This is a genomic window from Streptomyces sp. LS-MS-L19 (genome assembly GCF_058382285.1).
Genome location: NZ_JBYCLL010000001.1, coordinates 5,897,177 through 5,922,737, shown reverse-complemented (window position 1 = coordinate 5,922,737; position 25,561 = coordinate 5,897,177). Strand labels below are relative to the sequence as shown.

Genomic DNA, 25,561 nt, shown 5'->3' with positions numbered 1-25,561 from the left:
TGCTCCCCTTCTTCGGCGCTACGCCGAGTCCCGCACCACCAGTTCGGTCGGGAGGATGACCCCTGCCGTGTCCTCGCCGGCGATCTGGGCCAGGAGCATGCGGACCATCTCGGCGCTGATGCGGTCGAAGGGCTGGCGCATGGTGGTGAGGGCCGGGGCGATGGCGGTGGCCGCGGGTGAGTCGTCGAAGCCGCCGACAGCGATGTCATCGGGGACCGAACGCCCGGACTGCTGAAGGACGTTGACGACGCCGAGGGCCATGAGGTCGGAGGCGACGAAGACGGCGTCCATGTCGGGGGCCTGGGACAGCAGGCGCCGGGCCGCGCGTTCGCCACCGCTGCGCCGGAAGTCGCCCTCCACCACGAGCGCCGGGTCGTAGGGCAGACCCGCTTCGGCGAGCACGTCCCGGTAGCCGGCCAGCCGGTCCGGGCCGCCCGGCATGTCCAGCGGCCCGGTGACCATGCCGACGCGCCGCCGGCCCCCTTCGAGGAGATGCCGGACCATGTCCTGCGCGCCCTCCCGGTCGGCGGCGGCCACGTAACTCACCTTGGAGCCGAGCCCGATCGGCTTGCCGCACACCACCAACGGGATCCCCGCGTCGTGGAGTTCGGCCGCGACCGGGTCACCGCTGTGGTTGGACAGCAGCAGCACCCCGTCGACGTGGCCCGAGGTGATGTACCGGGTCAGCCGGCGCCGGTCGTCGTCGCTCTCGGCGAGCATCAGCAGCAGCGGGATGTCGTGCTGGGCGAGCCGCTCGGTGCAACCCCGCAGCAGGACGTTGAAGTTGGGGTCCTCGAAGAACTTCTCCTGCGGTTCCGTCAGCAGGAACGCCACCGAGTCCGACCGGCCCGTACTGAGGCTGCGGGCATGCCGGTTGACCACGTACCCGGTCTTCCTGATGGCGGACTCCACGGCCCGCCCGGCGGCGGGCGAGACGTAGTGGCCGCCGTTCAGGAAACGGGAGACGGTGCCCCGCGACACGCCCGCCTCCCGGGCGACGTCGTGGATGGTGGGGGGCCTGCGGCGCCCGTTCGCACTGGTGGTCATGTTCCTCGTTCGTGGAAGTGGGCCGGGGTCTCAGGCCTTGACCGAGCCGCTCAGCAGGTCCAGGGACCAGAACCGCTGGATCACCAGGAAGAGCCCGATCAGCGGCAGGATCGCGAGCAGACAGCCGGTGATGACCAGGGTGTAGAGGGCCGGCTGCGAGGCGCCCTGGGCGAGCAGCGTGTAGAGGCCGAGGGTGATCGGGAACTTCTCGTCGTCGGCGAGCATGACGAAGGGCAGCAGGAAGTTGTTCCAGATGCCGACGAACTGGAAGAGGAACACCGTGATCAGGCCCGGCATCATCATCGGTACGGCGATCCGCGAGAAGATCCGCCACTCGCTCGCGCCGTCCATGCGGGCCGCCTCCATCAGCTCGGCGGGCACCGACGCGGCCGCGTAGATGCGGACCAGGTAGACGCCGTACGGCGAGAGGATCGACGGCAGCAGCATCGACCAGTAGGAGTCGGCCATGCCGAGCTTCGACAGCAGCAGGTACTGCGGTACGGCGAGCACGATCGACGGGACCAGGACGCCGGCCAGGATCATCTTGAAGACGGCCTCGCGGCCCCGGAACGCGAACCGGCCGAGCGCGTAGCCGCCGGCGGCGGAGACCGCGGCCGAGAGCAGGGCGCCGAGACCGGCGTAGAAGGCCGAGTTGGCCATCCACCTCCAGAAGATGCCGTCCCGGTAGGCGGTCAGGTCGCTCAGGTTCTGGAGGAAGCCGGAGCCGGGGGCGAAGGTGAAGGTGGAGAAGAGCTCCGAGCGGTCCTTGGTCGCCGCGATGACCACCCAGGCGATGGGGATCGGGCAGTACAGCGCGCCGAGGAGCAGCACGAGCGTGGGCACCCAGGCGGTGCGGCGCGTCTTCGCGGTCGGGTCGGCGGTGAGGGTGAGCGGGGTCATGCCCGGTCCTCCCGGGTGTAGCGGTCGGAGATGCGCAGCAGGGTGAAGGAGAGGACGAACGTGGCCAGGGCCAGGACGACCGCGGTGGCGGAGGCTCCGTAGATGTCGGACTGGAGGAAGGCCTTGTCGTAGATGGCCATCAGGGGGCTCCACGAGCTGGGCAGGCCGTTGGTGAGCGGCTTGAGGGCCATCGGCTCGGTGAAGACCTGGAGGGTGGCGATCACCGAGAAGAAGAAGGTGAGCACCAGGGAGGGCATCACGATCGGGATCTTGATCCTCAGGGCGATCTTCAGGTCGGTGGCGCCGTCGATCCTGGCCGCCTCGTAGATGTCCGGCGGGATGGCCCGCAGGGCGGTGTAGATGACGATCATGTTGAAGCCGGTGCCGCCCCAGACCGCGATGTTCGCGAAGGAGAGGTAGAGGTTGCCGCCGTCGAACAGGTCGGGCTGCGGGAGGCCGAACTTGTCGAGCAGGTAGTAGAAGGGGCTGACGTCCGGCAGGTACAGGAAGCCCCACATCAGGGCGGCGATGATGCCCGGCACCGCGTACGGCAGGAAGATCATCAGCCGGGCGAAGGGCGCGCTGCGGGCCTTCGGGGTGTCCAGCATCAGCGCGAACAGCAGCGCGAGGCCCAGCATGGTCGGGATGACGATGAGGCCGTAGCCGAAGGCGCGCAGGACGCTGTGGCCGAACTCGGAGTCCTTGAGGACGTCGGTGTAGTTGCCGAGGCCGTTCCAGACCTGCTGCCGGGCGCCCTTGCCGAGGCCGATGCCCTTGACCTGGACCTTGTGCAGGCTCAGCCAGATCGCGTACCCGATGGGCACCACGGTGAAGGCGGCGAAGAGGGTGAGGGTGGGCACCAGGAACCAGTACGGTGCGCTGCGGCCACGGCGGCGGGGGCGGCTGGGGCGGACGGACTGGGCGGTGCCGGTGCCGTCCGCCAAGGGCGCGACCTCGGTGAGGTCGGCGCCCTTGAGCGGAGCGCTGGTCATGCCTCGGTCACCTCGAAGCCCTGCTTCTTCATGTCGGCGAAGGTCTTCGACTGCACGGTGGCGAGGGCGGAGTCGAACTGGGCTTCCTTCTTCGCCTTGGTGGCCTTGCCGAAGGCGTCCTGGAAGGTGGTGTAGGCGGTGTTGACGTTGGGGCCCCAGGCAGCGGCGGCCGTGGTGGCGGCGATCTCGCCGGCCGTGGTGTAGAAGTCCGCCTGGTTCGAGAAGAACTCCGGCGTGGTCAGGACGTCACCGGACTGGCCCTTCGTGGCCGCCGGGTAGATGGCGACCTCCTTGACCAGGGCGGCCAGCGCCTCCGGGTCGGTGTTCAGCCAGGTGGCGAACTTGGCGGCGGCCTCGGCGTGCTTGGAGTCGGTGGAGACACCGGTGGAGGAGCCGCCCCAGCTGCCGGTGACGTTCTCGCCGGACTTCCATTGCGGCAGCGGGGCCATGCGCCACTTGCCCTTGGTGTCGGGCGCGGAGGAGACCAGCACACCGGGCGCCCACACGGCCGAGACCCATGCGAGGTGGGTGCCCTTGTTGAGGGCGTTGTTCCAGGCCGGGGTGTACATCGGCTGGTTGTCGATGACGCCCTCCTGGACCAGGCCGCCCCAGAACTCGGCGACCTGCCGGGTGGCCGCGTCGTCGATGCCGACGGTCCACTTGCCGCCCGAGTCGACGGTCCACCACTTGCCGCCGGCCTGCTGGGAGAGGCCCGCGAACAGACCGGGGTCGTTGGCGGAGAAGGTGGTCAGGTAGGCGTCCGGGACGGCCTTCCTGGCGGCGCGGGCGGTCTCGGCGAACTCCGTCCAGGTCTTCGGGACGCTCAGGCCGTGCTTCTTGAAGAGGTCCTCGCGGTAGTAGAACATCAGCGGCCCGGAGTCCTGCGGGATCGCGTAGAGCGCGTCCGTGCCGAGCGTGACCATGCCCCAAAGGCCCTCGGCGAACTGGGACTTGGTGTCACCGGCGTACTTGGAGATGTCGGCCAGCACGTCGTTGGAGACCAGGGTGGGCAGCGACTGGTACTCGACCTGGATGAGGTCGGGGGCGTTGCCGGCCTTCTTCGCGGTGATCAGCTTGGAGAGGATCTCCTGGCCGCTGGCCTGCTTGGACACGGTGACCGTGATGTCCGGGTTCTTCTTGTTCCAGATCGCGGCGACCTTCTCCATGTTCGGAGCCCACGACCAGTAGGTCAGCTTGACCGGCCCGCTGTCGCTGCCGCCGGAGTCGTCGTCGGAACCGCCGCAGGCGGCGAGGGTGCCGGTGAGGCCGAGGGCTGCGGCCCCGGCAAGGATGCTGCGCCTGCTGATCTGGCGGCGGTTGATCGACATCTTCATCTCCCCTGACTTGGAACCAGCCGGTCCCGGACCTTCCGCGTACGCGGCAACCGCCGTGGGGGGAGGTTCTGCGGACGGGTCCGTGAGGCTGTGCGCGAGGGCCGCGCGGCTCTGTGATCGTGCACAGTAGAGAATTGTTTCAGCCCCTTGTCAATGGCGGGGGCGTGGGGTTACCTACTTGTTGCCCGCCGATGACAGGGGCGAGGGGAGCTGTGCACGATCACAGAAAATGAGGGTTTTCTCGGTCGTACGGTGTTTCCGCCGGCTCCCCTCGCCCCGTTCCCGGCGCTCCTCCGGCCGCGGGGCTCACCGCCGCGGCGGTGTCGCCGTGACCATCCGTGTGACCGTCCGTGAAAGGACCCTTTGACATGCGCAGACGCAGTGTCCTCACCGCAGCCGGTGCCGCCGCGCTGGCCGCTCCGGTGCTGGGGGCGGCTCAGGCCGTGGCCGCACCTGGCTCCGCCGGGGTTGTCGGTGCCGCCGGGGTTGCCGGTGCCGCCGGTTCGTCCGGTGCCCGGCGCCTGGAGATCCGGGGCGTGGACATCTCCTCGCTGCCGAAGAACGAGGACCACGGAGCGGTGTACCGGACGGCCGACGGCCGCTGTGAGGACCCGGTCCGGCTGATCGCGCGGGCCGGTGTCACCCACGCCCGCCTCAAGGTGTGGGTGAACCCGGCCGACGGCTACAACAGCAAGGCGCACGTCCTGCCGCTCGCCCGCCGTCTCAAGCGGGCCGGTGTCGGCATCTGGATCGACTTCCACTACTCCGACAGCTGGGCCGACCCGGCGCACCAGACCAAGCCGGCGGCGTGGGCGGGGCTGGACGTGGCGGGTCTGTCCCGGGCGGTGTACGACCACACGGCCGATGTGCTGGGCGCCTTGCGGAGGCAGGGCACTCCGGCCCAACTCGTGCAGATCGGCAACGAGTTGAACGGCGGGCTGATCTGGCCCGAGGGCAACTGGGAGCACTTCGACACCATGACCGCCTTCCTCAAGGCCGGTCTGAGCGCGGCCCGCGACACCACCCCGCGCGTCCGCACGATCCTGCACCTGGCGAACGGCGGCGACAACGGGCTGTACCGCTGGTGGTTCGACAACGTGGTGTCGTACGGCGTCGACTTCGACGTCATCGGGCTCTCGTACTACCCGTTCTGGCACGGCCCGATCGAGAACGCGGCCGCCAACATGGCCGACATCACGGCGCGTTACGGCAAGCCGTGTGTGATCGCCGAGACGGCGTACCCGTTCACGCTGGAGAGCGAGGACGCCGTCAACGACATCATGAACGACCCCTCCCAGCTGACCGAGGGCTACCCGGCCACGCCCGCGGGCCAGGCCGCGTGGCTGCGCACGGTCGCCGACCTCGCCGCCGGCGTCCCCGGCGGACAGGGCCTCGGCTACTGCTACTGGGAGGGCCTGTGGACCTACCGCGCGGGCAGCGGCTGGGACCCCACGGACCCGTCCTCGGGCAACGCGTGGGAGAACCTGGCCCTGTTCGACTTCCAGGACAGGGAGCTCCCGGGGCTGCGGACGCTGGGGCGGTACCGGTCGTAGACGCTTTGGGGTGGGCCGGGCTTGTGGGGGGTGGCGGGCGCTTTGGGGTGAGCCCGGGTTGTGCGGTGTGGCGGGCGTTTCGGGGTGGGCCCGGGCTGTGCGGTGTGGCGGGCGTTTCGGGCCGCGGGGTCCGGCGCGCCCCGGCCGCAGGGTTCAGCGGACCTCGCCCGCAGCGTCTGACAGGGGGGTGTCCCGCCCGGTGGTGCAGCCGAGCCGGAACGTATGACGCCTGATCCGCTGCATCACGACGCGGGATGTCACCGGCTGGCGGACCTCGGCCGCAGGACCCGCGGGGTGTAGACACCTACACCCCGCACAGGCCAGGCAGCTCCCTCGTGACGGCGGCCGGGCGGCGGAATGGTTGGGGGCACCGAATCCCGCCCCGAGAAAGGTCGGCCCATGCGCCGTCGCCCCAGCCTCACCGTCGTCACCGCCCTGACCGCCGTCGCCCTCACCGCCGTCCTCGTCACCGGCTGCGACCCCGACGACGTGGACAACTCCCTGGACTGCGTGTCCAACGCCGACACGATCGCGGACAGCATGAAGGCGATCCACGAGGCCGGCTGGGACGCGGTGAAGGACCCGTCGAGGACCGAGGAGTCCATCGCCACGATCGACAGGAACGTCGACGCGATCAACAAGGTCCGGGCCGACTCGGACGACAGCGAGGTCGACAAGGCCGTCAAGGACCTCGACCAGGCCGTCGAGGACTACAACAGGTCCGTCCTCGACGGGGACACGAACCCGGACACCGGAAAGATCGACGCGGCCGCCGACCGGCTGAAGGACCTCTGCACGTCCTGACGTCAGCCGTGGGCCGCCGCCAGGTGCCGCGCCAGCCTCGGTGAGGCGAACTCCGTGCCGCACACGAAACGCATCACCGGACCGTAGGAGGCCGCCGCGGGCAGGCCGGTGAAGTAGAGGCCGGGCACGGAGGAGACATAGCCCGCGCCGAGCCTCGGGGTGCCGCGGCTGACCGCCAGCGCGGTGCGCAGTTCGTGGCCGAGGAAGTCCATCGCGGCGATGTCGACGCGGTAGCCGGTGGCCGCGATGACGTGGTCGGCCGACAGCCGGTCCCTGCGGCCGGTGTGGCCGAGCACCTCCAGGACCGGATGCCCCTCGGACACCTCCGCGGTGACGATCCGGTCCACCTCGCTGACCTGCACCTTGCCCTCGAAACGGTCCCGCAGCCACCACGCGCCGAGCGGGCCGAGGACCCGGCGCACCAGGTAGTGGCGGGTGCTCGCCGGGAGCCGGCGGTAGGGATGCGGGTAGTAGGTCAGGGCCCACAGCGACCAGGCGCGGCCGAAGGGCGACTCGGGGCGCAGCCTCGGCTGCTGCCACGGAGGTGCGCCGAAGGCCACGCGGCCGTGTCCGCGGGCGACCACCCTGACCTGCGCCCCGGCCTCCGCCGCGAGCGCGGCCGTCTCCAGCGCGGACTGACCCGCCCCGACGACGATCAGCTCCTTGCCGGAGTAGCGGGTGAGGTCGTGGTGCTGGGAGCTGTGCGAGACCGGGGCGGTGGGGGCGGGGCCGTCGGGCGCGGCGGCGGCCAGTTCCGGGGGCAGGTGGGAGAGCCCGGACAGGCCGGTGGCGACGACGACAGCGCGCGCGGTGAAGGACTCGCCGGAGTCGAGCTTGAGCTGGAAGCCGCCCTGTTCGCTGCGGTCCACGGACACCACCCGCACCTGCTCCAGCTCGGGCACCAGCTTCTGCTGGAACCACTGGCCGTAGGCGATGAAGGTCTCCACCGGGACGATGTCCTCGTCCGTCACCAGCCGCCGGATGCCCGCCGCGTCGCAGTAGTCGACGAGGGTGTGTCCGGGCTGGGGCGCGTCGAGGTTGGAGGCGGCCGGGGTGGACTTGAGGAGCATGCCCGCGGGCATGTGGTCGCGCCAGCTGACCATGGGGTCGCCGAAGACGCGCACGGGTATGCCGCGCGCCCGCAGATGGGCCGCGGTGGACAGGCCGAACGGCCCGGCGCCGATGACTGCTACCGGATGGATCACGAAGTCCCTCCCCAGGACGTCACGTCGTCACTTCGTGGTGGTGCCGCTGTTCAACTGGTCGAGCCGCCGCGGTGGTTGGTCCGCCACAGCTGGTAGAGGTGCTTGGCCCCGGGCCGCACGAACCGCCCGAGCATGGTGAGGAACGGCAGCGGGTCGTCACCCGCGAACCAGGCCAGCTCGGTCCCGCTGGGCCGCTTCGGCGCGTGCGGGGTCGTATAGCCGCTGCGGCGGTAGGCGAGCAGGGCGGGCAGGTCGATGTTCTCCACGACATAGCGGTGGCCGGCCCGCTGTTCCCCCTCCGGAACGGCCCGCCCGGTCAGGTCCAGGTGCATGGCGCGGACGACGTCCACCCCCGACTCGCTCTCGAAGAGCCGGAACTGGGCGCCCATGCGGGGGTTGAAGTCGAGCAGTTTGTACTGGCCGTCGCGCCGGTCGAAGCGCAGGTCGAGGTCGATGATGCCGCTGTAGCCGATCTGCTTGACGAAACGCGCGGCGAGGTCCGCGAGTTCCGGGTTGTCGACGACGTAGGCGTTGGCCGTCATGCCCGCGTGCGGCGGCCAGGAGCGCACCTTGACGCCGGTGAACAGGGCCAGCGGGGTGGAGTTGGCGTCGAAGTAGGCGTGCACGATCCAGTCCTCGGCGTCCTCCCGGGGCAGGTACTCCTGGAGGATCACCCCGGGCCGCTCGCCCCAGTCACGGGCGAGGGCGAGCAGCCCTTCACGGGTGGCGATGCGGGTGGTGCCGCCCACCGCGGGCCGGGTGCGCCGTACGAACGCCTCGCGGTTCTTGGCCACCACCGGGAAGCGGGCCTTCTCGGCGAAGGCCACGACGTCGTCGTACGACTGCGGGAAGGCGGCCTCGGGACTCGCGATGCCGTGCTCCACGCACAGTTCGTGCAGGCCCTGTTTGCTGGCCAGCCGGCGGGGCAGGCCGGGCTCCACGCTCGGGAACAGGAAGCGGCCGTAGAGGTCCCGGCGGTGCTCGGCGATCAGGACCGCGGCCTCCTCGTCGGTCGGGATCAGGACGGCGGGGCGGCCGATGCGGCGCCCGATCCGGATCAGTCCCTCGATGAGGCGGCCCGGGTCCTCGGTGCCGGTCGTCGGCCAGACGAAGGCGCGGGTGAGGTACCGGGAGGCGGCCGCGGGGGTCCAACGGTCCTCGGTGACGGCGTACATGGGCACGCCGAGGCGGCCCAGGCTGCGGATCGCGCCCACGCCGCCGTGGTGCAGCGGGTAGTCGCCGAACTTGACGATCAGGGCCGGTACGTCTTGGTCGGCCTCGAACGGCACACTGCTCGCACTCCTGGCCACGGTCCCCCCACGCGTCCCCCAACGGACGCGACCCCACCCATCCCGTCCGTGTCTCGCAAAGGACGCTAAGCCGGAATGGTCCACTCCGACTATCCCTTAACGGGACATTGCCAACTCTTTGGTCACATTGCTAACCCTTTAGACACTCCCGCCGAGGGCGCCTCGGCCGTAACGTGTGGCGCGACCACCGGCAGCGCACGGCATGCCCGAGACCGCACAACATGCTCGAAAGTGAGGCAGCACCCCATGCCCCCCTTCGATGTCCCCGAGGGCGACCCCTTCGGCCCGCACAACCTCCCTTACGGCGTCTTCTCCACCGCGTCCTCCCCACGGACCGTCGGCGTACGGCTCGGCGACCACGTCCTGGACGCGGGAGCGGCGGCAGGCGCGCTCGGCTCCCCGTACGCCGACCTGCTGGCCCGGCCCACCCTGGGCCCGCTGCTCGCGGCCGGCCGCACCGCCTGGTCGGACGTGCGCCGGGCGCTGACGGCGTGGGTGACGGTGCCCGCGCACCAGGAGGCGATCACGGACTTCCTCCACCCGCTGCCCTCGGTCGAGCTGCATCTGCCCTTCGAGGTCGCGGACTACGTCGACTTCTACGCCTCCGAGAACCACGCCCGCAACGTCGGGCAGATCTTCCGCCCGGACGGCGAGGCACTGACCCCCAACTGGAAGCACCTGCCGATCGGTTACCACGGCCGCTCGGGCACGGTGGTGGTGTCGGGCACGGATGTCGTACGGCCGTCGGGTCAGCGGAAGGCTCCCGCCGACGCGGCTCCCGTCTTCGGACCGTCGGTGCGGCTCGACATCGAGGCGGAGGTCGGCTTCGTGGTCGGCGTGCCGTCCGAGCTGGGCCGGCCGGTCGGGCTCGGAGACTTCCGCGAGCACGTCTTCGGACTGTGCCTGCTCAACGACTGGTCGGCGCGGGACGTCCAGGCCTGGGAGTACGTCCCCCTCGGACCGTTCCTCGGCAAGTCCTTCGCCACCTCGGTGTCCGCGTGGATCACCCCGCTGGACGCGCTGGAGGAGGCACGGGTGACACCCCCGGAGCGCACGCACGCGCTCCTGCCGTACCTGGACGACACGGCCCCGGACGTGGAGCCGGGCGGTTACGACCTGCGGATGTCCGTCGCGATCAACGGACACGAGGTGTCCCGGCCGCCGTTCTCCACCATGTACTGGACGGCGGCCCAGCAGCTGGCGCACATGACGGTGAACGGGGCGTCGCTGCGCACCGGCGACCTGTACGGCTCCGGCACGGTGAGCGGGCCCTCGCCGGACCAGCGGGGCTCCCTGCTGGAGCTGACCTGGAACGGGCGGGACGCCCTGGAACTCCCGGACGGCAAGCGGACGTTCCTGGAGGACGGGGACGTGGTGACGCTGTCGGCGTGGGCGCCCGGTCCGGGCGGGGTCCGGGTGGGGCTGGGGGACGTGGTGGGGCGGGTGGTGTCAGGGGGCGCGTGAGGTGAGGGCGTGCCGGAAAGAGGCGGCCGGGACTGTTCGAGTCCTGCCGTAGGAGGCCCACGCACGGCATACTTGGCGGCGGGGGGCCCGCGTGGGACGCGCAGCGGCCGCCCCGCAGCACCTCGTCACCCCGCCCCACCCTCCCCTGTCTCCGATCAGGATCCGGAGCCCGTGGCATGACACTCTGCCTGCTCCTGTTGAGCACCGTCGCCCTGGCGGCCGCCGTGCCGGTGCCGCGCGCGCTCACCCGGGCCGCGTGGCCCGAACGGGAACCGGTGGTCGGCCTGTGGGTGTGGCAGTGCCTGGTCGCGACTGTGCTGCTGTGCTGTCTCACGGCGCTGGTCCTCGGCGCGGCGGCGGTCTTCCACACGGTCCGCGACCATGTGTTCGCCCCCGCACCGCCCGCCGTGACCGCCGCGTACGACCTGTCGGCGGCGCCGGTCTGGGCGGTCGCCTCGACCCTGCTGCTGGCGGCCGGGGCGGCCTGGACGACGGCCATGCTGGCCCGCGAGCTGGTCGAGACCCGGCGCCGCCGGGGCGCCGCGCGGGCGCAGCTGCGGGAGCGGGCACCGGATCTGCCGCCGGGGCTCGGGACGCTGGAGCGCGGGCCGCTGCTGGTCCTGGAGGACGAGTACCCGGACGCGTGGTGGATGCCGGGGAGTCCGCCGCAGCTGATCGTCACGACGGGGGCGCTGCACCGGCTCACCGACCATCAGCTGGACGCCGTGCTCACGCATGAGCGGGGGCACGCGCGGGCCCGCCACGACTGGCTGCTGCATCTGTCGACGGCGCTGGCCACGGGGTTTCCCCGGGTGCCGCTGTTCGCCCACTTCTGCGACCAGACGCACCGGTTGGTGGAGCTGGCGGCGGACGACACGGCGTCGCGGCGGTGCGGGCATCAGACGACGGCGCTCGCGCTGATTTCCTTGAACCAGCATCGGGGGGTGCTGTCGTGTGCGTCGAGTCGGCGGTTGCTGGGTGAGCGGGTGGACCGGTTGCTGGAGCCGCCGCCGCGGTTGCTGCGGCGGCAGCGGGCGCTGACGTCTGCGACGGCTGCGCTGGTGCCGTTGTTGCCGTTGCTGATTGTGTTTGGGCCTGGGTTGTCTGCGCTGGCGTAAGGGTTGTTCGTCGACTGCGGGCCGGTGGGGGCTGGTCGCGCAGTTCCCCGCGCCCCTGAGTAAGTCCCCCGCACGCCTGATTCCCTGTGCAGGTGGCACTTCTCGCCCCACAGCGGTCGTCACCGCAGGTCAGGCGGGTACCCGTCGCCCCGTCAGGTGGCGCAACAAATCGGCAACACAGGTTTTCCTACCTCCTCGGTATGGTTCCAGCCATGCCATCCACCGACCGTGTCCGGGACCACGCAGGGCAGGGTGCGACCACCGTCGCCGCCCGGGCCCGGCGCCGGCTGCGTGCGGACCAGGCGCGGCAGCTCGCCGATCTGCTGCGCCACCAGATCCTCACCGGTGGATTCGAGAGCGGCACCCTCCCCCACGAGACCGTCCTCGCCACCGACTACGGCGCCTCCCGCAACACGGTCCGCCAAGCCCTGGACCTGCTCCGCGCGGAAGGCCTGGTCGCACGCCACCCCGGCGTCGGCACCGTCGTCGTCGGCCAGAAGTACCCCCACGGCCTGGACCGTCTGATGGGCCTCGCGGAAACCCTCCGCGAACACGGCACGGTCACCAACGAGGTCCGCACCATGGGCCCCGCCCCCGCCCCGCACCCGGTGGCCCAGCGCCTGAAGGTCGACCCCGGCACCGACGTCCTCTACATCGAGCGCCTGCGCCGGCTCAACGGCCTGCCCCTCTCCCTGGACCTCACCTACATCCCCCTCGACATCGGCACCGCCCTGCTCGGCGCCGATCTGGAGAACACCGACGTCTTCCGCCTCCTGGAGACGATCACCGGCCAGGGCCTCGGCCACGCCGAGATCACCCTGGAGGCGGTCAACGCGGACGCCCACTCCGCCGCCGTACTGGAAGCCCCGCGCGGCGCGGCCGTCCTGATGCTGGAACGCCTCACACACCTCGCCGACGGCCGCCCCGTCGACCTGGAGTTCATCCGCTTCCGCGGCGACCGCATCACCATGAGCGGGCTGCTGCACCGCTCCCTCTGACCTCTTTCCGAGCCGTTTCCTGGAGACAGCCATGGCTTTGGCGCCCCAGCGGGCCGACGTGCCCGTGACCATCGACGAGTCGAAGTGCATCGACGGCTGCACGCTCTGCGTGGACATGTGCCCGCTGGACTCCCTCGCCATCGACACCAGCAGCGGCAAGGCCTACATGCACGTCGACGAGTGCTGGTACTGCGGCCCGTGCGCGGCCCGCTGTCCCACCGGAGCCGTCACGGTCAACATGCCCTATCTGCTCCGGTGAGAGGTCCCACTCCCATGAAGATCAAACCAGCCGTCGCCACCTTCCTGCTGCTGGCGCCGCTGACGGCCTGCGGCAGCGCCCAGGCCGGTGACAGCTCCACCGTGACCGTCACCGTCGGCTACCAGTCGAAGACCATCAACACCGTCACCGCCGGCACCCTGCTGCGCTCCCTCGGCTACTTCGAGAAGGAGCTCAACGCGCTGCACGACGGCAAGACCTACAAGGTCGACTGGCAGGACTACGCCACCGGCGCCCCGATCACCGCCCAGATGACCGCCGGGAAGATCGACATCGGTTCGATGGGCGACTTCCCGCTCCTCATCAACGCGGCCCGCGGCAAGCAGCTCGGCAAGCCGACCCACCTCGTCTCGGTCACCGGCTACAACCTCCGCGGCGGCCTCAACACGATCGTCACCGCCCCGGACTCGAAGCTGGCCTCCCTCGGCGACCTGAAGGGCAAGAAGGTCTCCACCAGCGTCGGCTCCGCCGCCGACGGCACCCTCGTACGCGCCCTCCAGCGGGCCGGCATCGACCCCGACAAGGGCATCGAGAAGCTCAACCAGCAGCCCGCGGTCGGTGCTTCGGCCCTGTCGGCGGGCAGCACGGACGCGCTGTCGCAGTTCGTCGCCTGGCCCGGCCTGCTCGCCTACCAGGACAAGGCCAAGGCGCTGTACGACGGTGCCGAGTTGAACCTCCCCACCTTCCACGGCGTCACCGCCCGCGAGGACTTCGCCAAGCAGCGCCCGGCGGTCCTGGAGGCGTTCCTGAAGGCCCAGGCCGAGGCCACGGACTACCTCAACGACCACCCGGTCGCCGCCGCCGAGTCGGTCGCCAAGGCCACCGGCCTGCCCGCCGAGGTCGTCTACCTCTACAACGGCGCCCACGGCATCTCCACCTTCGACCCGGCCGTCAAGCCCCAGCTCATCTCCGCGCTGAAGCAGGACGTCTCGGTCCTGAAGGCCGCCAAGCTCACCGGCGACATCGACGTGGACTCCTTCGTCGACGACCAGCACGTCAAGAAGGCCCTCGGCGCCGACTACACCAAGCGCCTCGCCGCCGCGCCCGCCGCCTCCGCGAGCGAGGTCTGGCCCAAGGGCGCCTCCGAGACCCGGAGCTTCACGACGCCGGCGGAACTGCTGACGTACGTGTCGGCACACAAGGACGGCATCCGCGCCGCCTATGTACCCGACGCCACCACCGGCACCCTCTGGTTCGCCGACAAGGCGGTCTGGGTCGCCGACGGCGACCAGGTGCTGCCCTTCGTCGCCCCGGAGACCGCGCGGGCCTACGTCTCCGCGCACGGCGGCGCCCGGATCGTCACGTACGCCGAGGCACTGGAGCAGGCGTCGTGAGCGGGCGTGGGTGGCTGGGTGGGCGAGGGTCCGCGGGCGGGGGTCCCTCGCTGGGCGGGCGAGGGTCCGAGGGCGGGGGTCCCTCGCTGGGCGGGCGAGGGTCCGAGGGCGGGGATCCCTCGCTGGGCGCGCGACGGTCCGAGGGCAGGGATCCCTCGCTGGGCGCGCGACGGTCCGAGGGCAGGGATCCCTCGCTGGGCAGTCGACGGTCACTGGACGGTCGTCCCTCGCTGGGCGGGCGACGGTCCGGGGGCGGGCGTCCGGTCGCCCGCCGGTCGCTGCCGAGAGCCGGCCGGTACGCGCTGAGGGCGGTCTCGCTCGCCGCCGCCCTCGGGGTGTGGCAGCTGCTGACCAGCCTCGACATCGACCTGTGGCTGCGCTTCTCGCAGTTCCCCACGGTCACCGACGTGGCCCGCGCCTTCGCCGACCGGGTGTCCGGCCCTGACTACTGGACGGACCTCACCGACAGCCTCACCCGCATCCTCACCGGCTTCCTGCTCGCCGCGGTGCTCGGCGTGGCCACAGGCGTGCTCGTGGCCCGCTCCCGCCTCGCCGAGGACCTGCTCGGACCGGTCCTGGAGGTGATCCGGCCGATCCCCGCGATCGCCCTCGTCCCGGTCGCGATCCTCCTCTTCCCCTCCAACGAGCAGGGCATCGTCTTCATCACCTGCACCGCCGCCTTCTTCCCGGTCCTGGTCTCCACCCGGCACGCGGTCCGCGCGCTCACCCCCGTGTGGGAGGAGGCCGTGCTGACGATGGGCGGCGGCCGGTGGCGGATCCTCGCCTCGGTCGTCCTGCCCGGCGCCCTGCCCGGCATCTTCGGCGGCCTGTCCGTCGGCATCGGCGTCTCGTGGATCTGTGTGATCAGCGCGGAGATGATCTCCGGCCAGTACGGCGTCGGCTACCGCACCTGGCAGGACTACACCGTCGTCAACTACGCGGGCGTCTTCGTCGGCATGGTCACCATCGGCGTCCTCGGCTGGCTCACCTCCACCGCCGTGGAACTCCTCGGCCGCCGCCTGACGCGCTGGCTGCCGAGGACGTCGTACGACGCCGGAGGCCGGCCGAGGAACGTCCGCACCGCGGTCACCGCGGTCACCGCGGTCACCGAGGTCACCGAGGTCACCGCAGGAGCCCCGGAGTCGCCCGCGCCCGCGTCGAAGAGCGAGAACACCGCGAAGTCCGCGAAGTCCGCGAAGTCCGCGAAGTCCGCGAAGTCCGCGAAAAGCGAGAACGCCGAGAATAGCGAGGAGGCACGTGATGGGCACCTCGTCTGACACCACCGCGCCGGCCGTCACGGAGCCCCGGGCCACCGAAGCCGCTCCGGCCCCCGCACCCACCCGCGGCACCCGCCTCACCCTCACCGGCGCCGGGCTCGGCCGCCCCGGCGCGCCCGTGCTCGACGGGGTGGACCTCGACGTGGCCCCCGGCGAGATCCTCACCCTCGTCGGACCCTCCGGGTGCGGCAAGTCGACCCTGCTGCGCACGCTGGCCGGCCTGCTGCCGCCGCTCGCCGGCCAGGCCGGCCAGGACGGGCGGCCACTGACCGGCCCCGCCGCCGACCGCGCCCTGATCTTCCAGGAGGACGCCCTCCTGCCCTGGCGCACCCTGCGCGCCAACATCGAACTGCCCCTGGCCATCAAGAGACTGCCGCGCGCGGCACGCCGGGCCCAGGCGGAGGACTGGCTGGAGCGCGTCGGCCTCGCCGCACACTCCGGGCACCTCCCGCACCGCGTCTCCGGCGGGCAACGCCAACGCGCCCAGCTGGCCAGGGCCCTCGCCGGAGCGCCCCGCGCCGTCCTCATGGACGAGCCCTTCGGCGCCCTCGACGCCCAGACCCGCGCCGGCATGCAGGACCTGCTGGTCGAGGTGCTCCAGGGCACCGGCGCCACGGTCGTCTTCGTCACCCACGACGTGGACGAGGCCCTGTTCCTCGGGGACCGCGTGGCCCTCCTCGGCGGCGGCCGGCTGATCGCCGTACGCGATGTCCCGCGCCCCCGCGACCGGTCGGCGCACGACGATCCCGCGCGCCTGGCGCTGCGGCGCGACGTCCTCTCCTCGCTCGGAACCTCGCTCGGTACCTGAAAGGCCCCCCCGGTGACCACGCCCTCCTTGAACCCGCCGCTCGAGATCCCCGCCCTGACCGACGCCGAGGAGATCCGCTGCGACGTCCTCGTCATCGGCGGCGGCACCGCCGGCACCATGGCCGCCCTGACCGCCGCCGAACACGGCGCCAACGTCCTGCTCCTGGAGAAGGCCCACGTCCGGCACTCCGGCGCCCTCGCCATGGGCATGGACGGCGTCAACAACGCGGTCATCCCCGGCCGCGCCGAACCCGACGACTACGTCGCCGAGATCACCCGCGCCAACGACGGCATCGTCGACCAGTCCACCGTCCGCCAGACCGCCACCCGCGGCTTCGGCATGGTGCAGCGCCTCGAGTCGTACGGCGTGAAGTTCGAGAAGGACGAACACGGCGACTACGCCGTCCGCCAGGTCCACCGCTCCGGCTCCTACGTGCTGCCGATGCCGGAGGGCAAGGACGTCAAGAAGGTCCTCTACCGGCAGCTGCGGCGGCGCGAGATGCGCGAGAAGATCCGCATCGAGAACCGGGTGATGCCGGTACGGGTCCTCACCGCCGAAGGGCGGGCCGTGGGCGCGGTCGGCTTCAACACCCGGACGGGTGCCTTCGTGACGGTCCGCGCGGGCGCGGTCATCCTCGCGACCGGCGCCTGCGGCCGCCTGGGCCTGCCCGCCTCCGGCTACCTCTACGGCACCTACGAGAACCCGACCAACGCCGGCGACGGCTACGCCATGGCCTACCACGCGGGCGCCGAACTCACCGGCATCGAGTGCTTCCAGATCAACCCGCTGATCAAGGACTACAACGGCCCCGCCTGCGCCTACGTCGCCAACCCCTTCGGCGGCTACCAGGTCAACCGGCACGGCGAACGCTTCGTCGACTCCGACTACTGGTCCGGCCAGATGATGGCCGAGTTCGCCGCGGAGGTCGCCTCCGACCGCGGCCCGGTGTACCTGAAGCTGAGCCACCTCCCCGAGGAGTCGATCTCCTCCCTGGAGTCGATCCTGCACTCGACGGAGCGGCCCACGCGCGGCACCTTCCACTCCGGCCGGGGTCACGACTACCGCACCCATGACATCGAGATGCACATCTCCGAGATCGGCCTGTGCGGCGGCCACTCGGCCTCGGGCGTCCGGGTGGACGACCACGCCCGCACGACCGTCCCCCGCCTGTACGCCGCCGGCGACCTGGCCTGCGTCCCGCACAACTACATGATCGGCGCGTTCGTCTTCGGCGACCTCGCGGGCGCCGACGCCTCCCAGTACACCCCGTACGAGGGGGAGTTGCCGTCCGACCAACTCCGCGACGCCCACGAACTGATCTACCGCCCGCTGCGCAACCCGGACGGCCCGCCGCAGCCCCAGGTCGAGTACAAGCTGCGCCGCTTCGTGAACGACTACGTGGCCCCGCCGAAGTCCGGCGCACGACTGTCCCTGGCCTTGGAGTCCTTCGAGCGGATGCGGGACGACATCGCCGCGATGGGCGCCCGCACCCCGCACGAGCTGATGCGCTGCGCCGAGGTCTCCTTCATCCGCGACTGCGCGGAGATGGCCGCGCGCGCCTCCCTGGCCCGCACGGAGTCCCGCTGGGGCCTCTACCACGACCGTCTCGACCACCCCCACCGCGACGACACCTCCTGGTTCCACCACCTCGACCTGCACAAATCCCCCTCCGGCGCGATGGAGTTCACGGCCCGTCCCGTGGCCCCCTACCTGGTCCCGATCGACGAGTTCACCCCGGTCGGCGGCCCCTCCCGACACATCGGCGAGGTGCATGCGGAGGAGGTGGCCACGGCTGGGGCGCGGGATCGGGCGCCGGTTGCGGTGGCTGGGGCGGGAGCGGTGGCGGTGGCGGCTGGCGAGATCGGGGCACCGGAGTCGGTGTCGGGTTCGGAATCGGGATTGGGCGCGGGCTCAGATCCGGGTTCGGATTCGGCGCCGGCTTCGGGTTCGGGGAGGGGGCCCCTCCCCCCTCCCCCTCCCCACCCCACCCCCGAGAACTCCTCCGCCCGACTCCTCGAACTCGTCGCCCTCGCCGAGGAGGAGCCCGAACTCGAAGCACTGCGGCCCTACTTGACCGACCCGGCACCCGCCGTCCGGCGCGAGGCGGTCGCCGTGCTGACCGAGACCCTGCCGCCGGGCACCGGCCCCGCCCTCGCCGGGGCACTGCGCGACCCCGCGCCCGAGGTCCGCGCCGCCGCGGCCGCCTCACTGCGCGAGCTCGTCGAGACGCTCCCGGCCGAGCCCGCCCTGCGCGACGGCCTCGCCGCCGCCCTGTCCGAACCGGACCCCCTGGTCCGCGCGGCCTCCCTCGACGTCCTGCGTGCCCTGCGCCTCGGTGACGCCGAGCTGTTCACCGGCTCGCTGTCCGACGCGGACATCCCCGTCCGCATCGAGGCCGTCCGCGCCCTGGTCTCGGTGGACGCCGCCACCGAACTGGCTCGCGCCGCCACTGCCGACCCGTCCCGCGAGGTCCGTGTGGCGATCGCCAAGGCGCTGGCCACGGTGTGGGCGCAGCGCCCGCTGGACGCGGTCCGCGATGCGCTGGCCGACCTCACCGAGGACCCCGACGCCCTGGTCCGGGGCGCCGCCTACGGTGCGCTGGCCACCACCGGCTGCCCCGCGCCCCTCGCCGCCCGGGCCGTCACCGCCCTGTCGGCCTCCGCGTGGCAGGTCCGGTCGGGTGCCGCGACGGCACTGTCCGCCGCCGACCCGGAGGTGGCCGTCCCCGCGCTCGCCAAGGCCCTCGCCGACCCGAACGCCGACGTCCGCAAGGCAGCCGTCCTCGCCCTGACCCGGCACACGGCGACCGAGGACGCCCGCGCGGCCCTGGCCACGGCCACGACGGACTCGGACGCGGACGTCAGGGCGTACGCGGCGCGAGCCCTGTGAGGTGACGTGCGGGGTGCGGCACAGCCGCTGCGCCCCGCGCGCCCCTCACTCCTCGCCCCGCAGTCCTCACCCCCGCACGCCTCACCCCGCGCCGGAGCCCGGCGGCGGCTATATCCAGTCGTCCTCGGGTTCCGGATCCGCGTCCATCTCGGGCCAGTGATCCGCGCCGGGATCCGGGTCGCCGACCCGGCCCGGTGCCTGGGAAGCGAGCCCGGCGTCGGCCGCCCCACCGCCTGCCGCCCCAGCGGCCGCCGCCCCGCCGTCGGCCAGCCCCGCGAGCACCCCGATCACGCCCTCCCCGTAGGTCGCGAGCTTCTTCTCGCCGACCCCGCCGATCCCGCCGAGCTGCTGCACCGAGGTGGGCCACACCGTCACGATCTCTCTGAGCGTGGCGTCGTGGAAGATGACGTACGCCGGGACGCCCTGCTCCCGTGCCTGTTCGGCCCGCCAGGCCCGCAGCGCCTCGAAGGCCGGCACCAGCGCCTCGGGCAGCTCGGCCACCGCGGCCTTGGCCCTGCCCCGTCCGGACGAGGAGCTCGACTTGGCCGTCGCCGGCTTCTTGGGCTCCTTGCGCAGCGGCACCTCCCGCTCGCGCCGCAGCACGGTGCCGCTGGCCTCGGTCAGCACCAGCGTGCCGTAGTCCCCCTCGACCGCGAGCAGTCCCTGGGCCAGCAACTGCCGGACGACGCCCCGCCATTCGCCCTCGGTGAGTTCCTCGCCGATGCCGAACACGGACAGCTGGTCGTGGTCGAACTGGATGACCTTGGCGGTGCGCTTGCCGAGCAGGATGTCGATGATCTGGACCGCGCCGAACTTCTGTCCCCGCTCCCGCTGGAGCCGTACCACGGTGGAGAGCACCTTTTGGGCGGCGACCGTGCCGTCCCAGGTCTCGGGCGGGGTCAGGCAGGTGTCGCAGTTGCCGCAGCCCGTCGGGTCGGGTTCCTGGCCGAAGTAGTTGAGGAGCTGTCCGCGCCGGCACTGGGAGGTCTCGCACAGCGCCAGCATGGAGTCGAGGTGGGCGGCGGCGCGGCGCCGGAACGCCTCGTCGCCCTCGCCGGACTGGATGAGCTTGCGCTGCTGTATGACGTCGTTGAGGCCGTAGGCCATCCAGGCCGTGGAGGCGAGGCCGTCGCGGCCTGCGCGGCCGGTCTCCTGGTAGTAGCCCTCGACCGACTTGGGCAGGTCGAGGTGGGCCACGAATCGGACGTCGGGCTTGTCGATGCCCATGCCGAAGGCGATGGTCGCGACCACCACCAGGCCGTCCTCGCGCAGGAAGCGGGACTGGTGGGCGGCGCGGGTGCCCGCGTCGAGGCCGGCGTGGTACGGCACGGCCTCGATGCCGTTGTGGGAGAGGAATTCGGCCGTGGCCTCCACCGACTTGCGGGAGAGGCAGTACACGATGCCGGCGTCGCCCGCGTGCTCCGCGCGCAGGAAGGCCAGCAGCTGTTTCTTGGGGTCGGCCTTCGGCACGATCCGGTACTGGATGTTGGGCCGGTCGAAGCTGGCCACGAAGTGCCGGGCGGCCGGCATGTGCAGTCGCTGGGTGATCTCCTCGTGCGTGGCACGCGTGGCGGTCGCGGTGAGGGCGATCCTCGGGACGTCGGGCCAGCGCTCGCCGAGCACCGACAGGGTCAGGTAGTCGGGCCGGAAGTCGTGGCCCCACTGGGAGACGCAGTGCGCCTCGTCGATGGCGAAGACGGCGATCTTGCCGCGGGAGAGGAGGTCCTGCGTGGCGTCGAGGCGCAGCCGCTCCGGTGCCAGGTACAGCAGGTCGAGCTCTCCGGCGAGGAACTCCGCCTCGACTACGCGTCGCTCGTCGAAGTCCTGCGTGGAGTTCATGAACCCGGCGCGCACGCCGAGCGCCCTGAGCGCGTCGACCTGGTCCTGCATCAGCGCGATGAGCGGGGAGACGACGATGCCCGTGCCGGGCCGGACCAGGGACGGGATCTGGTAGCACAGCGACTTGCCGCCGCCGGTCGGCATGAGGACGACGGCGTCCCCGCCGGCCACCACATGCTCGATGATCTCTTTCTGTTCGCCGCGGAAGGCGTCGTATCCGAAGACCCGGTGGAGCGTGGCCAGTGCCTCGCTGTCGCTGCCGGCCGGTGTCCCGGTGATCCCTGGCATCTCGCTGATCCCGCCCATCGCGCCCATAGTCCCGTCCCCCGTACGTCGTCCTTCGACCACTGCCTCCACGATAGGGCTCCGCACCGACAGCCCCGGAGTTATCCACAGGTCCGCCCGGTGTCGTCCCGTGGTCATTCGATCGGCCGCTGTCACATGGCGCACTCGTTCGAGGCGAGGACATGCTGCTGGGGCGGGCCGGCGAGGCTCGTGCCTCCCGACCGACGGCGTGCCCCGCGTGTGCGTGTCCCCCGTCCCGAACTCTCACGCGCCTCAAGGAGAACCCCATGGCCCCTCGGCCCCTGAAGGCAGCCCTGACCCTTGTGGCGGCGGCGGCCTTCTCGCTGTCCGCCGTGCCCGCCCAGGCCGCCGACCCGGACCCGATGGTCTGGGCGGACCTGACCGACACGTACACGGCCACCGGTGAGTACGGTTACGCGCCGCTCGCCGTCGCCGACGGCTTCACGCCCATGGCCTGCGTGCCCGGTGTGGGCTACCGCTATGTCAACACGGACAACGTCGGGGAGACCGAACCCGAGGAGCCCGCGGCGCTCCTCTACGACAACGGCCCGAACGGACGCCGGCTCGTGGGTGTGGAGTGGATCGTGCCGGCGGGGTCCGGGGTCACCAGGCCGACGCTGTTCGGCCAGGAGTTCCAGGGCCCGGCCGATGTGCCCGGGGTGGGCTCCAGCTACACCCTGCGCGCCTGGATCTACCGGACGAACCCCAGCGGGCTCTTCAACCCCACGCACCCCGACGTGACGTGTGCTCCCGCGTCGGCCCCGAGCACGCCTCCCGAGCCCGGCTGGCTCGCCGACATCGACTGGACCGAGTTGGTCACCTGAGCGCGCACAAAGGGGCCCTGCTCCCTTGGTGGGAGCAGGGCCCCTTTGTGTGGGACGCCGCCGGTCAGCGCACGAACACTCCCGCCTGGTTGGCCAGGTCGAGGAAGTACTGCGGGGCCACACCGAGCACCAGCGTGACCGCCACGCCGACGGCGATCGCGGTCATGGTGAGCGGCGACGGCACGGCGACCGTCGGTCCCTCCGGGCGCGGCTCGCTGAAGAACATCAGCACGATCACGCGGATGTAGAAGAACGCGGCGATCGCCGAGGAGATCACACCGACGACGACGAGCGGTGCCGCCCCGCCCTCGGCCGCCGCCTTGAACACGGCGAACTTCCCGGCGAACCCGGAGGTCAGCGGGATACCGGCGAAGGCCAGCAGGAACACCGCGAACACGGCGGCCACCAGCGGTGAACGGCGTCCCAGGCCCGCCCACTTGGACAGGTGCGTGGCCTCTCCGCCCGCGTCCCGGACGAGCGTGACCACGGCGAACGCGCCGATCGTCACGAACGAGTACGCGGCCAGGTAGAAGAGGACCGACGAGACCCCGTCCGGGGTGGTCGCGATGACACCGGCGAGGATGAACCCGGCGTGCGCGATGGACGAGTACGCCAGCAGCCGCTTGATGTCGGTCTGGGTGATCGCGACGATGGCACCGCCGAGCATGGTGACGATCGCGACGGCCCACATGACCGGCCGCCAGTCCCAGCGCAGGCCCGGCAGGACGACGTACAGGATCCTGAGCAGCGCGCCGAAGGCGGCCACCTTGGTCGCCGCGGCCATGAAGCCGGTGACGGGGGTGGGGGCGCCCTGGTAGACGTCCGGGGTCCACATGTGGAACGGCACCGCGCCGACCTTGAACAGCAGGCCCATGACGATCATCGCGGCGCCGATCAGCAGCAGCGCGTCGTTGCCCATGGTGTCGGCGAGCGCCGGGTCCACGGTGCTGATGGTGCCGTCGACGACCCGCGCGATGGTGCCGTACGACACCGAGCCCGCGTAGCCGTAGAGCAGCGCGATGCCGAACAGGGTGAACGCGGAGGCGAACGCGCCGAGCAGGAAGTACTTGACCGCGGCCTCCTGCGACATGAGCCGCTTGCGGCGGGCCAGGGCGCAGAGCAGGTACAGCGGGAGCGAGAAGACCTCCAGGGCCACGAACAGCGTCAGCAGGTCGTTGGCGGCCGGGAAGATCAGCATGCCGGCGATGGCGAAGAGCAGCAGCGGGAACACCTCGGTGGTGGTGAACCCGGCCTTCACGGCGGCCTTCTCGCTGTCGCTGCCCGGTACCGAGGCGGCCTGGGCTGCGAACGAGTCGACCCTGTTGCCGTGCGTCTCGGGGTCGAGCCTTCGCTCGGCGAAGGTGAACAGGCCGACCAGGCCCGCGAGCAGGATCGTGCCCTGGAGGAACAGGGCCGGTCCGTCGACGGCGATCGCGCCCATGGCCGCGATGCCCGCCTTGGTGGTGGCGTACCCGTCGGCGGCGAGCGCGACGACCGCCGCGAAGGCGGCGCACAGCGCTACGACGGAGACGAACAGCTGGGCGTAGTAACGGGACTTGCGCGGGACGAAGGCCTCGACCAGCACCCCGATGATCGCCGCGCCCACGACGATCAGGGTGGGCGACAATTGCCCGTATTCGATCTTCGGCGCGTCGATCTTCGAGATCGGGTCGGCCGCGGTTGTCCACAGGCTGTGGACGGCTACTGCGCTCACTTGGCCGCCTCCACCTCGGGCTTGGGGTCCTTCTTGTGTACGTCGGACATGGTCGACTTCACCGCCGGGTTCACGATGTCCGTGACGGGCTTCGGGTAGACGCCCAGGAAGATCAGCAGCACGACCAGCGGGGCGACCACCACGAGCTCACGCATCCGCAGGTCGGGCATCGCGGAGACCTCCGGCTTCACCGGGCCCGTCATCGTCCGCTGGTAGAGGACGAGGGTGTAGAGCGCGGCGAGCACGATGCCGAAGGTGGCGATGATGCCGATCACCGGGTAGCGCGCGAAGGTGCCGACCAGGACCAGGAACTCACTGACGAAGGGCGCGAGCCCGGGCAGTGACAGGGTCGCGAGGCCACCGATCAGGAAGGTGCCGGCGAGCACCGGGGCGACCTTCTGGACACCGCCGTAGTCGGCGATGAGCCGCGAGCCGCGCCGCGAGATCAGGAAGCCGGCCACCAGCATCAGCGCGGCCGTCGAGATCCCGTGGTTGACCATGTAGAGCGTGGCGCCGGACTGGCCCTGGCTGGTCATCGCGAAGATGCCCATGATGATGAAGCCGAAGTGCGAGATCGACGCGTACGCCACCAGGCGCTTGATGTCCCGCTGTCCTACGGCGAGCAGCGCCCCGTAGATGATGCTGATCACCGCGAGGACGAGGATCGCGGGCGTGGCCCACTTCGACGCCTCCGGGAAGAGCTGGAGGCAGAAGCGGAGCATCGCGAAGGTGCCCACCTTGTCGACGACCGCGGTGATGAGGACGGCGACCGGGGCGGTGGCCTCCCCCATCGCGTTGGGCAGCCAGGTGTGCAGCGGCCACAGGGGCGCCTTCACCGCGAAGGCGAAGAAGAACCCGAGGAACAGCCAGCGTTCGGTGTTGGTCGCCATGTCGAGCGAGCCGTTGGCCCGCGCTTCGGCGATCTCCTGGAGGCTGAAGTTCCCGGCGACCACGTAGAGGCCGATCACCGCGGCCAGCATGATCAGACCGCCGACCAGGTTGTAGAGCAGGAACTTCACGGCGGCGTACGACCGTTGGGCCGCCGCGTTCTCGTCCGAGCCGGCGTGGGCCCGGTCCCCGAAGCCGCCGATGAGGAAGTACATCGGGATCAGCATGGCTTCGAAGAAGATGTAGAAGAGGAAGACGTCGGTGGCCTCGAAGGAGATGATCACCATCGCCTCGACGGCCAGGATCAGGGCGAAGAAGCCCTGCGTCGGCCGCCACCGCCTGCTTCCGGTCTCCAGCGGGTCGGCGTCGTGCCAGCCCGCCAGGACGATGAACGGGATCAGCAGCGCGGTCAGCGCGATCAGCGCCACCGCGATGCCGTCCACGCCCAGTTCGTAGCGGACCCCGAAGTCCGCGATCCAGGCGTGCGATTCGGTGAGCTGGTAGCGGGCGCCGTCCGGGTCGAAGCGGACCAGGACGGTGATCGCGAGGGCGAGGGTGGCGAGCGAGACGAGCAGCGCCAGCCACTTGGCGGCGGTGCGCCGCGCGGCCGGTACGGCTGCCGTGGCGATGGCCCCGACCGCCGGGAGCACCGCCGTCGCTGTCAGCAGGGGAAACGACAT

At 71.4% G+C, this 25,561-nt stretch carries 20 protein-coding genes; 11 read left to right on the top strand and 9 right to left on the bottom strand.

All coding sequences use genetic code 11. From position 1 onward, the window contains the following. Window positions 1-18: 18 nt before the first annotated feature. Genes AC2XR2_RS26460 through AC2XR2_RS26445 form a run of 4 tightly spaced genes read right to left on the bottom strand, consistent with a single transcriptional unit; the run spans window position 19 to window position 4,273 of the window. Window positions 19-1,047, bottom strand: a complete 1,029-nt coding sequence (locus tag AC2XR2_RS26460; RefSeq protein WP_330265066.1) for a LacI family DNA-binding transcriptional regulator — start codon at window positions 1,045-1,047, stop codon at window positions 19-21. 30 nt (window positions 1,048-1,077) lie between these two features. Further along, window positions 1,078-1,947 carry a carbohydrate ABC transporter permease gene (locus AC2XR2_RS26455; protein WP_491516483.1) on the bottom strand — a complete coding sequence of 290 codons (870 nt, stop codon included), beginning with the start codon at window positions 1,945-1,947 and terminating at the stop codon, window positions 1,078-1,080. Beyond that, window positions 1,944-2,939: a carbohydrate ABC transporter permease gene (locus tag AC2XR2_RS26450; protein ID WP_449352408.1), complete on the bottom strand. Its 996-nt coding sequence runs from the start codon at window positions 2,937-2,939 to the stop codon at window positions 1,944-1,946. Before AC2XR2_RS26450 ends, AC2XR2_RS26455 begins: the two co-directional genes overlap by 4 nt. Continuing rightward, on the bottom strand, window positions 2,936-4,273 hold the full coding sequence (locus AC2XR2_RS26445) for an ABC transporter substrate-binding protein (protein ID WP_449352409.1): 1,338 nt from the start codon (window positions 4,271-4,273) through the stop codon (window positions 2,936-2,938). Before AC2XR2_RS26445 ends, AC2XR2_RS26450 begins: the two co-directional genes overlap by 4 nt. Before the next feature lie 368 nt (window positions 4,274-4,641). On the opposite strand from AC2XR2_RS26445, the gene AC2XR2_RS26440 reads away from it, so the two are divergent. Continuing rightward, on the top strand, window positions 4,642-5,826 hold the full coding sequence (locus tag AC2XR2_RS26440) for a glycoside hydrolase family 53 protein (RefSeq protein ID WP_491516482.1): 1,185 nt from the start codon (window positions 4,642-4,644) through the stop codon (window positions 5,824-5,826). 399 nt (window positions 5,827-6,225) lie between these two features. Further along, window positions 6,226-6,630 (top strand): hypothetical protein, encoded by a 405-nt coding sequence (locus AC2XR2_RS26435; protein ID WP_491516481.1) that lies wholly within the window; start codon window positions 6,226-6,228, stop codon window positions 6,628-6,630. Window positions 6,631-6,632: 2 nt separating this feature from the next. Here AC2XR2_RS26435 and AC2XR2_RS26430 read toward each other — a convergent pair whose 3' ends face one another. Together AC2XR2_RS26430 and AC2XR2_RS26425 are read right to left on the bottom strand one after the other, a co-directional pair. Then, window positions 6,633-7,835: an FAD-dependent oxidoreductase gene (locus tag AC2XR2_RS26430; protein ID WP_381302131.1), complete on the bottom strand. Its 1,203-nt coding sequence runs from the start codon at window positions 7,833-7,835 to the stop codon at window positions 6,633-6,635. A 50-nt stretch (window positions 7,836-7,885) separates the two neighbouring features. After that, on the bottom strand, window positions 7,886-9,124 hold the full coding sequence (locus AC2XR2_RS26425; RefSeq protein ID WP_491516480.1) for a carboxylate--amine ligase: 1,239 nt from the start codon (window positions 9,122-9,124) through the stop codon (window positions 7,886-7,888). Window positions 9,125-9,391: 267 nt separating this feature from the next. On the opposite strand from AC2XR2_RS26425, the gene fahA reads away from it, so the two are divergent. The 8 genes from fahA (at window position 9,392) to AC2XR2_RS26385 (ending at window position 19,310) form a co-directional block, all read left to right on the top strand. Continuing rightward, window positions 9,392-10,609 (top strand): fumarylacetoacetase, encoded by a 1,218-nt coding sequence (gene fahA / locus AC2XR2_RS26420; protein ID WP_381302129.1) that lies wholly within the window; start codon window positions 9,392-9,394, stop codon window positions 10,607-10,609. Window positions 10,610-10,785: 176 nt separating this feature from the next. Then, a complete protein-coding gene (locus AC2XR2_RS26415; RefSeq protein ID WP_491516479.1) occupies window positions 10,786-11,727 on the top strand; it encodes a M56 family metallopeptidase in 942 nt (313 codons plus the stop codon). A gap of 212 nt (window positions 11,728-11,939) precedes the next feature. Then, window positions 11,940-12,725 carry a GntR family transcriptional regulator gene (locus tag AC2XR2_RS26410; RefSeq protein ID WP_449352412.1) on the top strand — a complete coding sequence of 262 codons (786 nt, stop codon included), beginning with the start codon at window positions 11,940-11,942 and terminating at the stop codon, window positions 12,723-12,725. A 31-nt stretch (window positions 12,726-12,756) separates the two neighbouring features. Next, window positions 12,757-12,984, top strand: coding sequence for a 4Fe-4S dicluster domain-containing protein (locus AC2XR2_RS26405; RefSeq protein WP_123762442.1), 228 nt, complete (start codon window positions 12,757-12,759; stop codon window positions 12,982-12,984). A gap of 14 nt (window positions 12,985-12,998) precedes the next feature. After that, a complete protein-coding gene (locus tag AC2XR2_RS26400) occupies window positions 12,999-14,336 on the top strand; it encodes an ABC transporter substrate-binding protein (protein WP_491516478.1) in 1,338 nt (445 codons plus the stop codon). A 278-nt stretch (window positions 14,337-14,614) separates the two neighbouring features. After that, window positions 14,615-15,613 carry an ABC transporter permease gene (locus AC2XR2_RS26395; RefSeq protein ID WP_491518504.1) on the top strand — a complete coding sequence of 333 codons (999 nt, stop codon included), beginning with the start codon at window positions 14,615-14,617 and terminating at the stop codon, window positions 15,611-15,613. Further along, window positions 15,597-16,421, top strand: a complete 825-nt coding sequence (locus AC2XR2_RS26390; protein WP_449352413.1) for an ABC transporter ATP-binding protein — start codon at window positions 15,597-15,599, stop codon at window positions 16,419-16,421. The genes AC2XR2_RS26395 and AC2XR2_RS26390 overlap by 17 nt, the downstream gene beginning before the upstream one ends. Before the next feature lie 12 nt (window positions 16,422-16,433). Beyond that, window positions 16,434-19,310, top strand: a complete 2,877-nt coding sequence (locus tag AC2XR2_RS26385; protein ID WP_491516477.1) for a fumarate reductase/succinate dehydrogenase flavoprotein subunit — start codon at window positions 16,434-16,436, stop codon at window positions 19,308-19,310. A 108-nt stretch (window positions 19,311-19,418) separates the two neighbouring features. On the opposite strand, the gene recQ is transcribed toward AC2XR2_RS26385, so the two are convergent. Continuing rightward, complete coding sequence (recQ, locus tag AC2XR2_RS26380) at window positions 19,419-21,464, bottom strand: DNA helicase RecQ (protein WP_491518503.1); 2,046 nt, start codon at window positions 21,462-21,464, stop codon at window positions 19,419-19,421. Between the two features lie 257 nt (window positions 21,465-21,721). Here recQ and AC2XR2_RS26375 point away from each other — a divergent pair, with 257 nt between their 5' ends. Next, window positions 21,722-22,279, top strand: a complete 558-nt coding sequence (locus AC2XR2_RS26375; protein ID WP_381302121.1) for a hypothetical protein — start codon at window positions 21,722-21,724, stop codon at window positions 22,277-22,279. Window positions 22,280-22,343: 64 nt separating this feature from the next. Here the strand turns inward: AC2XR2_RS26375 and nuoN are convergent, their stop codons facing one another. Next, on the bottom strand, window positions 22,344-23,993 hold the full coding sequence (nuoN, locus tag AC2XR2_RS26370; RefSeq protein ID WP_449352421.1) for an NADH-quinone oxidoreductase subunit NuoN: 1,650 nt from the start codon (window positions 23,991-23,993) through the stop codon (window positions 22,344-22,346). After that, on the bottom strand, window positions 23,990-25,561 hold the full coding sequence (locus AC2XR2_RS26365) for an NADH-quinone oxidoreductase subunit M (RefSeq protein WP_330265086.1): 1,572 nt from the start codon (window positions 25,559-25,561) through the stop codon (window positions 23,990-23,992). The genes nuoN and AC2XR2_RS26365 overlap by 4 nt, the downstream gene beginning before the upstream one ends.

Coding starts and splice junctions, on each gene's coding strand:
- AC2XR2_RS26460 (WP_330265066.1), bottom strand. CDS start 1,047: ATGACCACCAGTGCGAACGGGCGCCGCAGGCCCCCCACCATCCACGAC.
- AC2XR2_RS26455 (WP_491516483.1), bottom strand. CDS start 1,947: ATGACCCCGCTCACCCTCACCGCCGACCCGACCGCGAAGACGCGCCGC.
- AC2XR2_RS26450 (WP_449352408.1), bottom strand. CDS start 2,939: ATGACCAGCGCTCCGCTCAAGGGCGCCGACCTCACCGAGGTCGCGCCC.
- AC2XR2_RS26445 (WP_449352409.1), bottom strand. CDS start 4,273: ATGAAGATGTCGATCAACCGCCGCCAGATCAGCAGGCGCAGCATCCTT.
- AC2XR2_RS26440 (WP_491516482.1), top strand. CDS start 4,642: ATGCGCAGACGCAGTGTCCTCACCGCAGCCGGTGCCGCCGCGCTGGCC.
- AC2XR2_RS26435 (WP_491516481.1), top strand. CDS start 6,226: ATGCGCCGTCGCCCCAGCCTCACCGTCGTCACCGCCCTGACCGCCGTC.
- fahA (WP_381302129.1), top strand. CDS start 9,392: ATGCCCCCCTTCGATGTCCCCGAGGGCGACCCCTTCGGCCCGCACAAC.
- AC2XR2_RS26415 (WP_491516479.1), top strand. CDS start 10,786: ATGACACTCTGCCTGCTCCTGTTGAGCACCGTCGCCCTGGCGGCCGCC.
- AC2XR2_RS26410 (WP_449352412.1), top strand. CDS start 11,940: ATGCCATCCACCGACCGTGTCCGGGACCACGCAGGGCAGGGTGCGACC.
- AC2XR2_RS26405 (WP_123762442.1), top strand. CDS start 12,757: ATGGCTTTGGCGCCCCAGCGGGCCGACGTGCCCGTGACCATCGACGAG.
- AC2XR2_RS26400 (WP_491516478.1), top strand. CDS start 12,999: ATGAAGATCAAACCAGCCGTCGCCACCTTCCTGCTGCTGGCGCCGCTG.
- AC2XR2_RS26390 (WP_449352413.1), top strand. CDS start 15,597: ATGGGCACCTCGTCTGACACCACCGCGCCGGCCGTCACGGAGCCCCGG.
- recQ (WP_491518503.1), bottom strand. CDS start 21,464: ATGGGCGCGATGGGCGGGATCAGCGAGATGCCAGGGATCACCGGGACA.
- AC2XR2_RS26375 (WP_381302121.1), top strand. CDS start 21,722: ATGGCCCCTCGGCCCCTGAAGGCAGCCCTGACCCTTGTGGCGGCGGCG.
- AC2XR2_RS26365 (WP_330265086.1), bottom strand. CDS start 25,561: ATGTCGTTTCCCCTGCTGACAGCGACGGCGGTGCTCCCGGCGGTCGGG.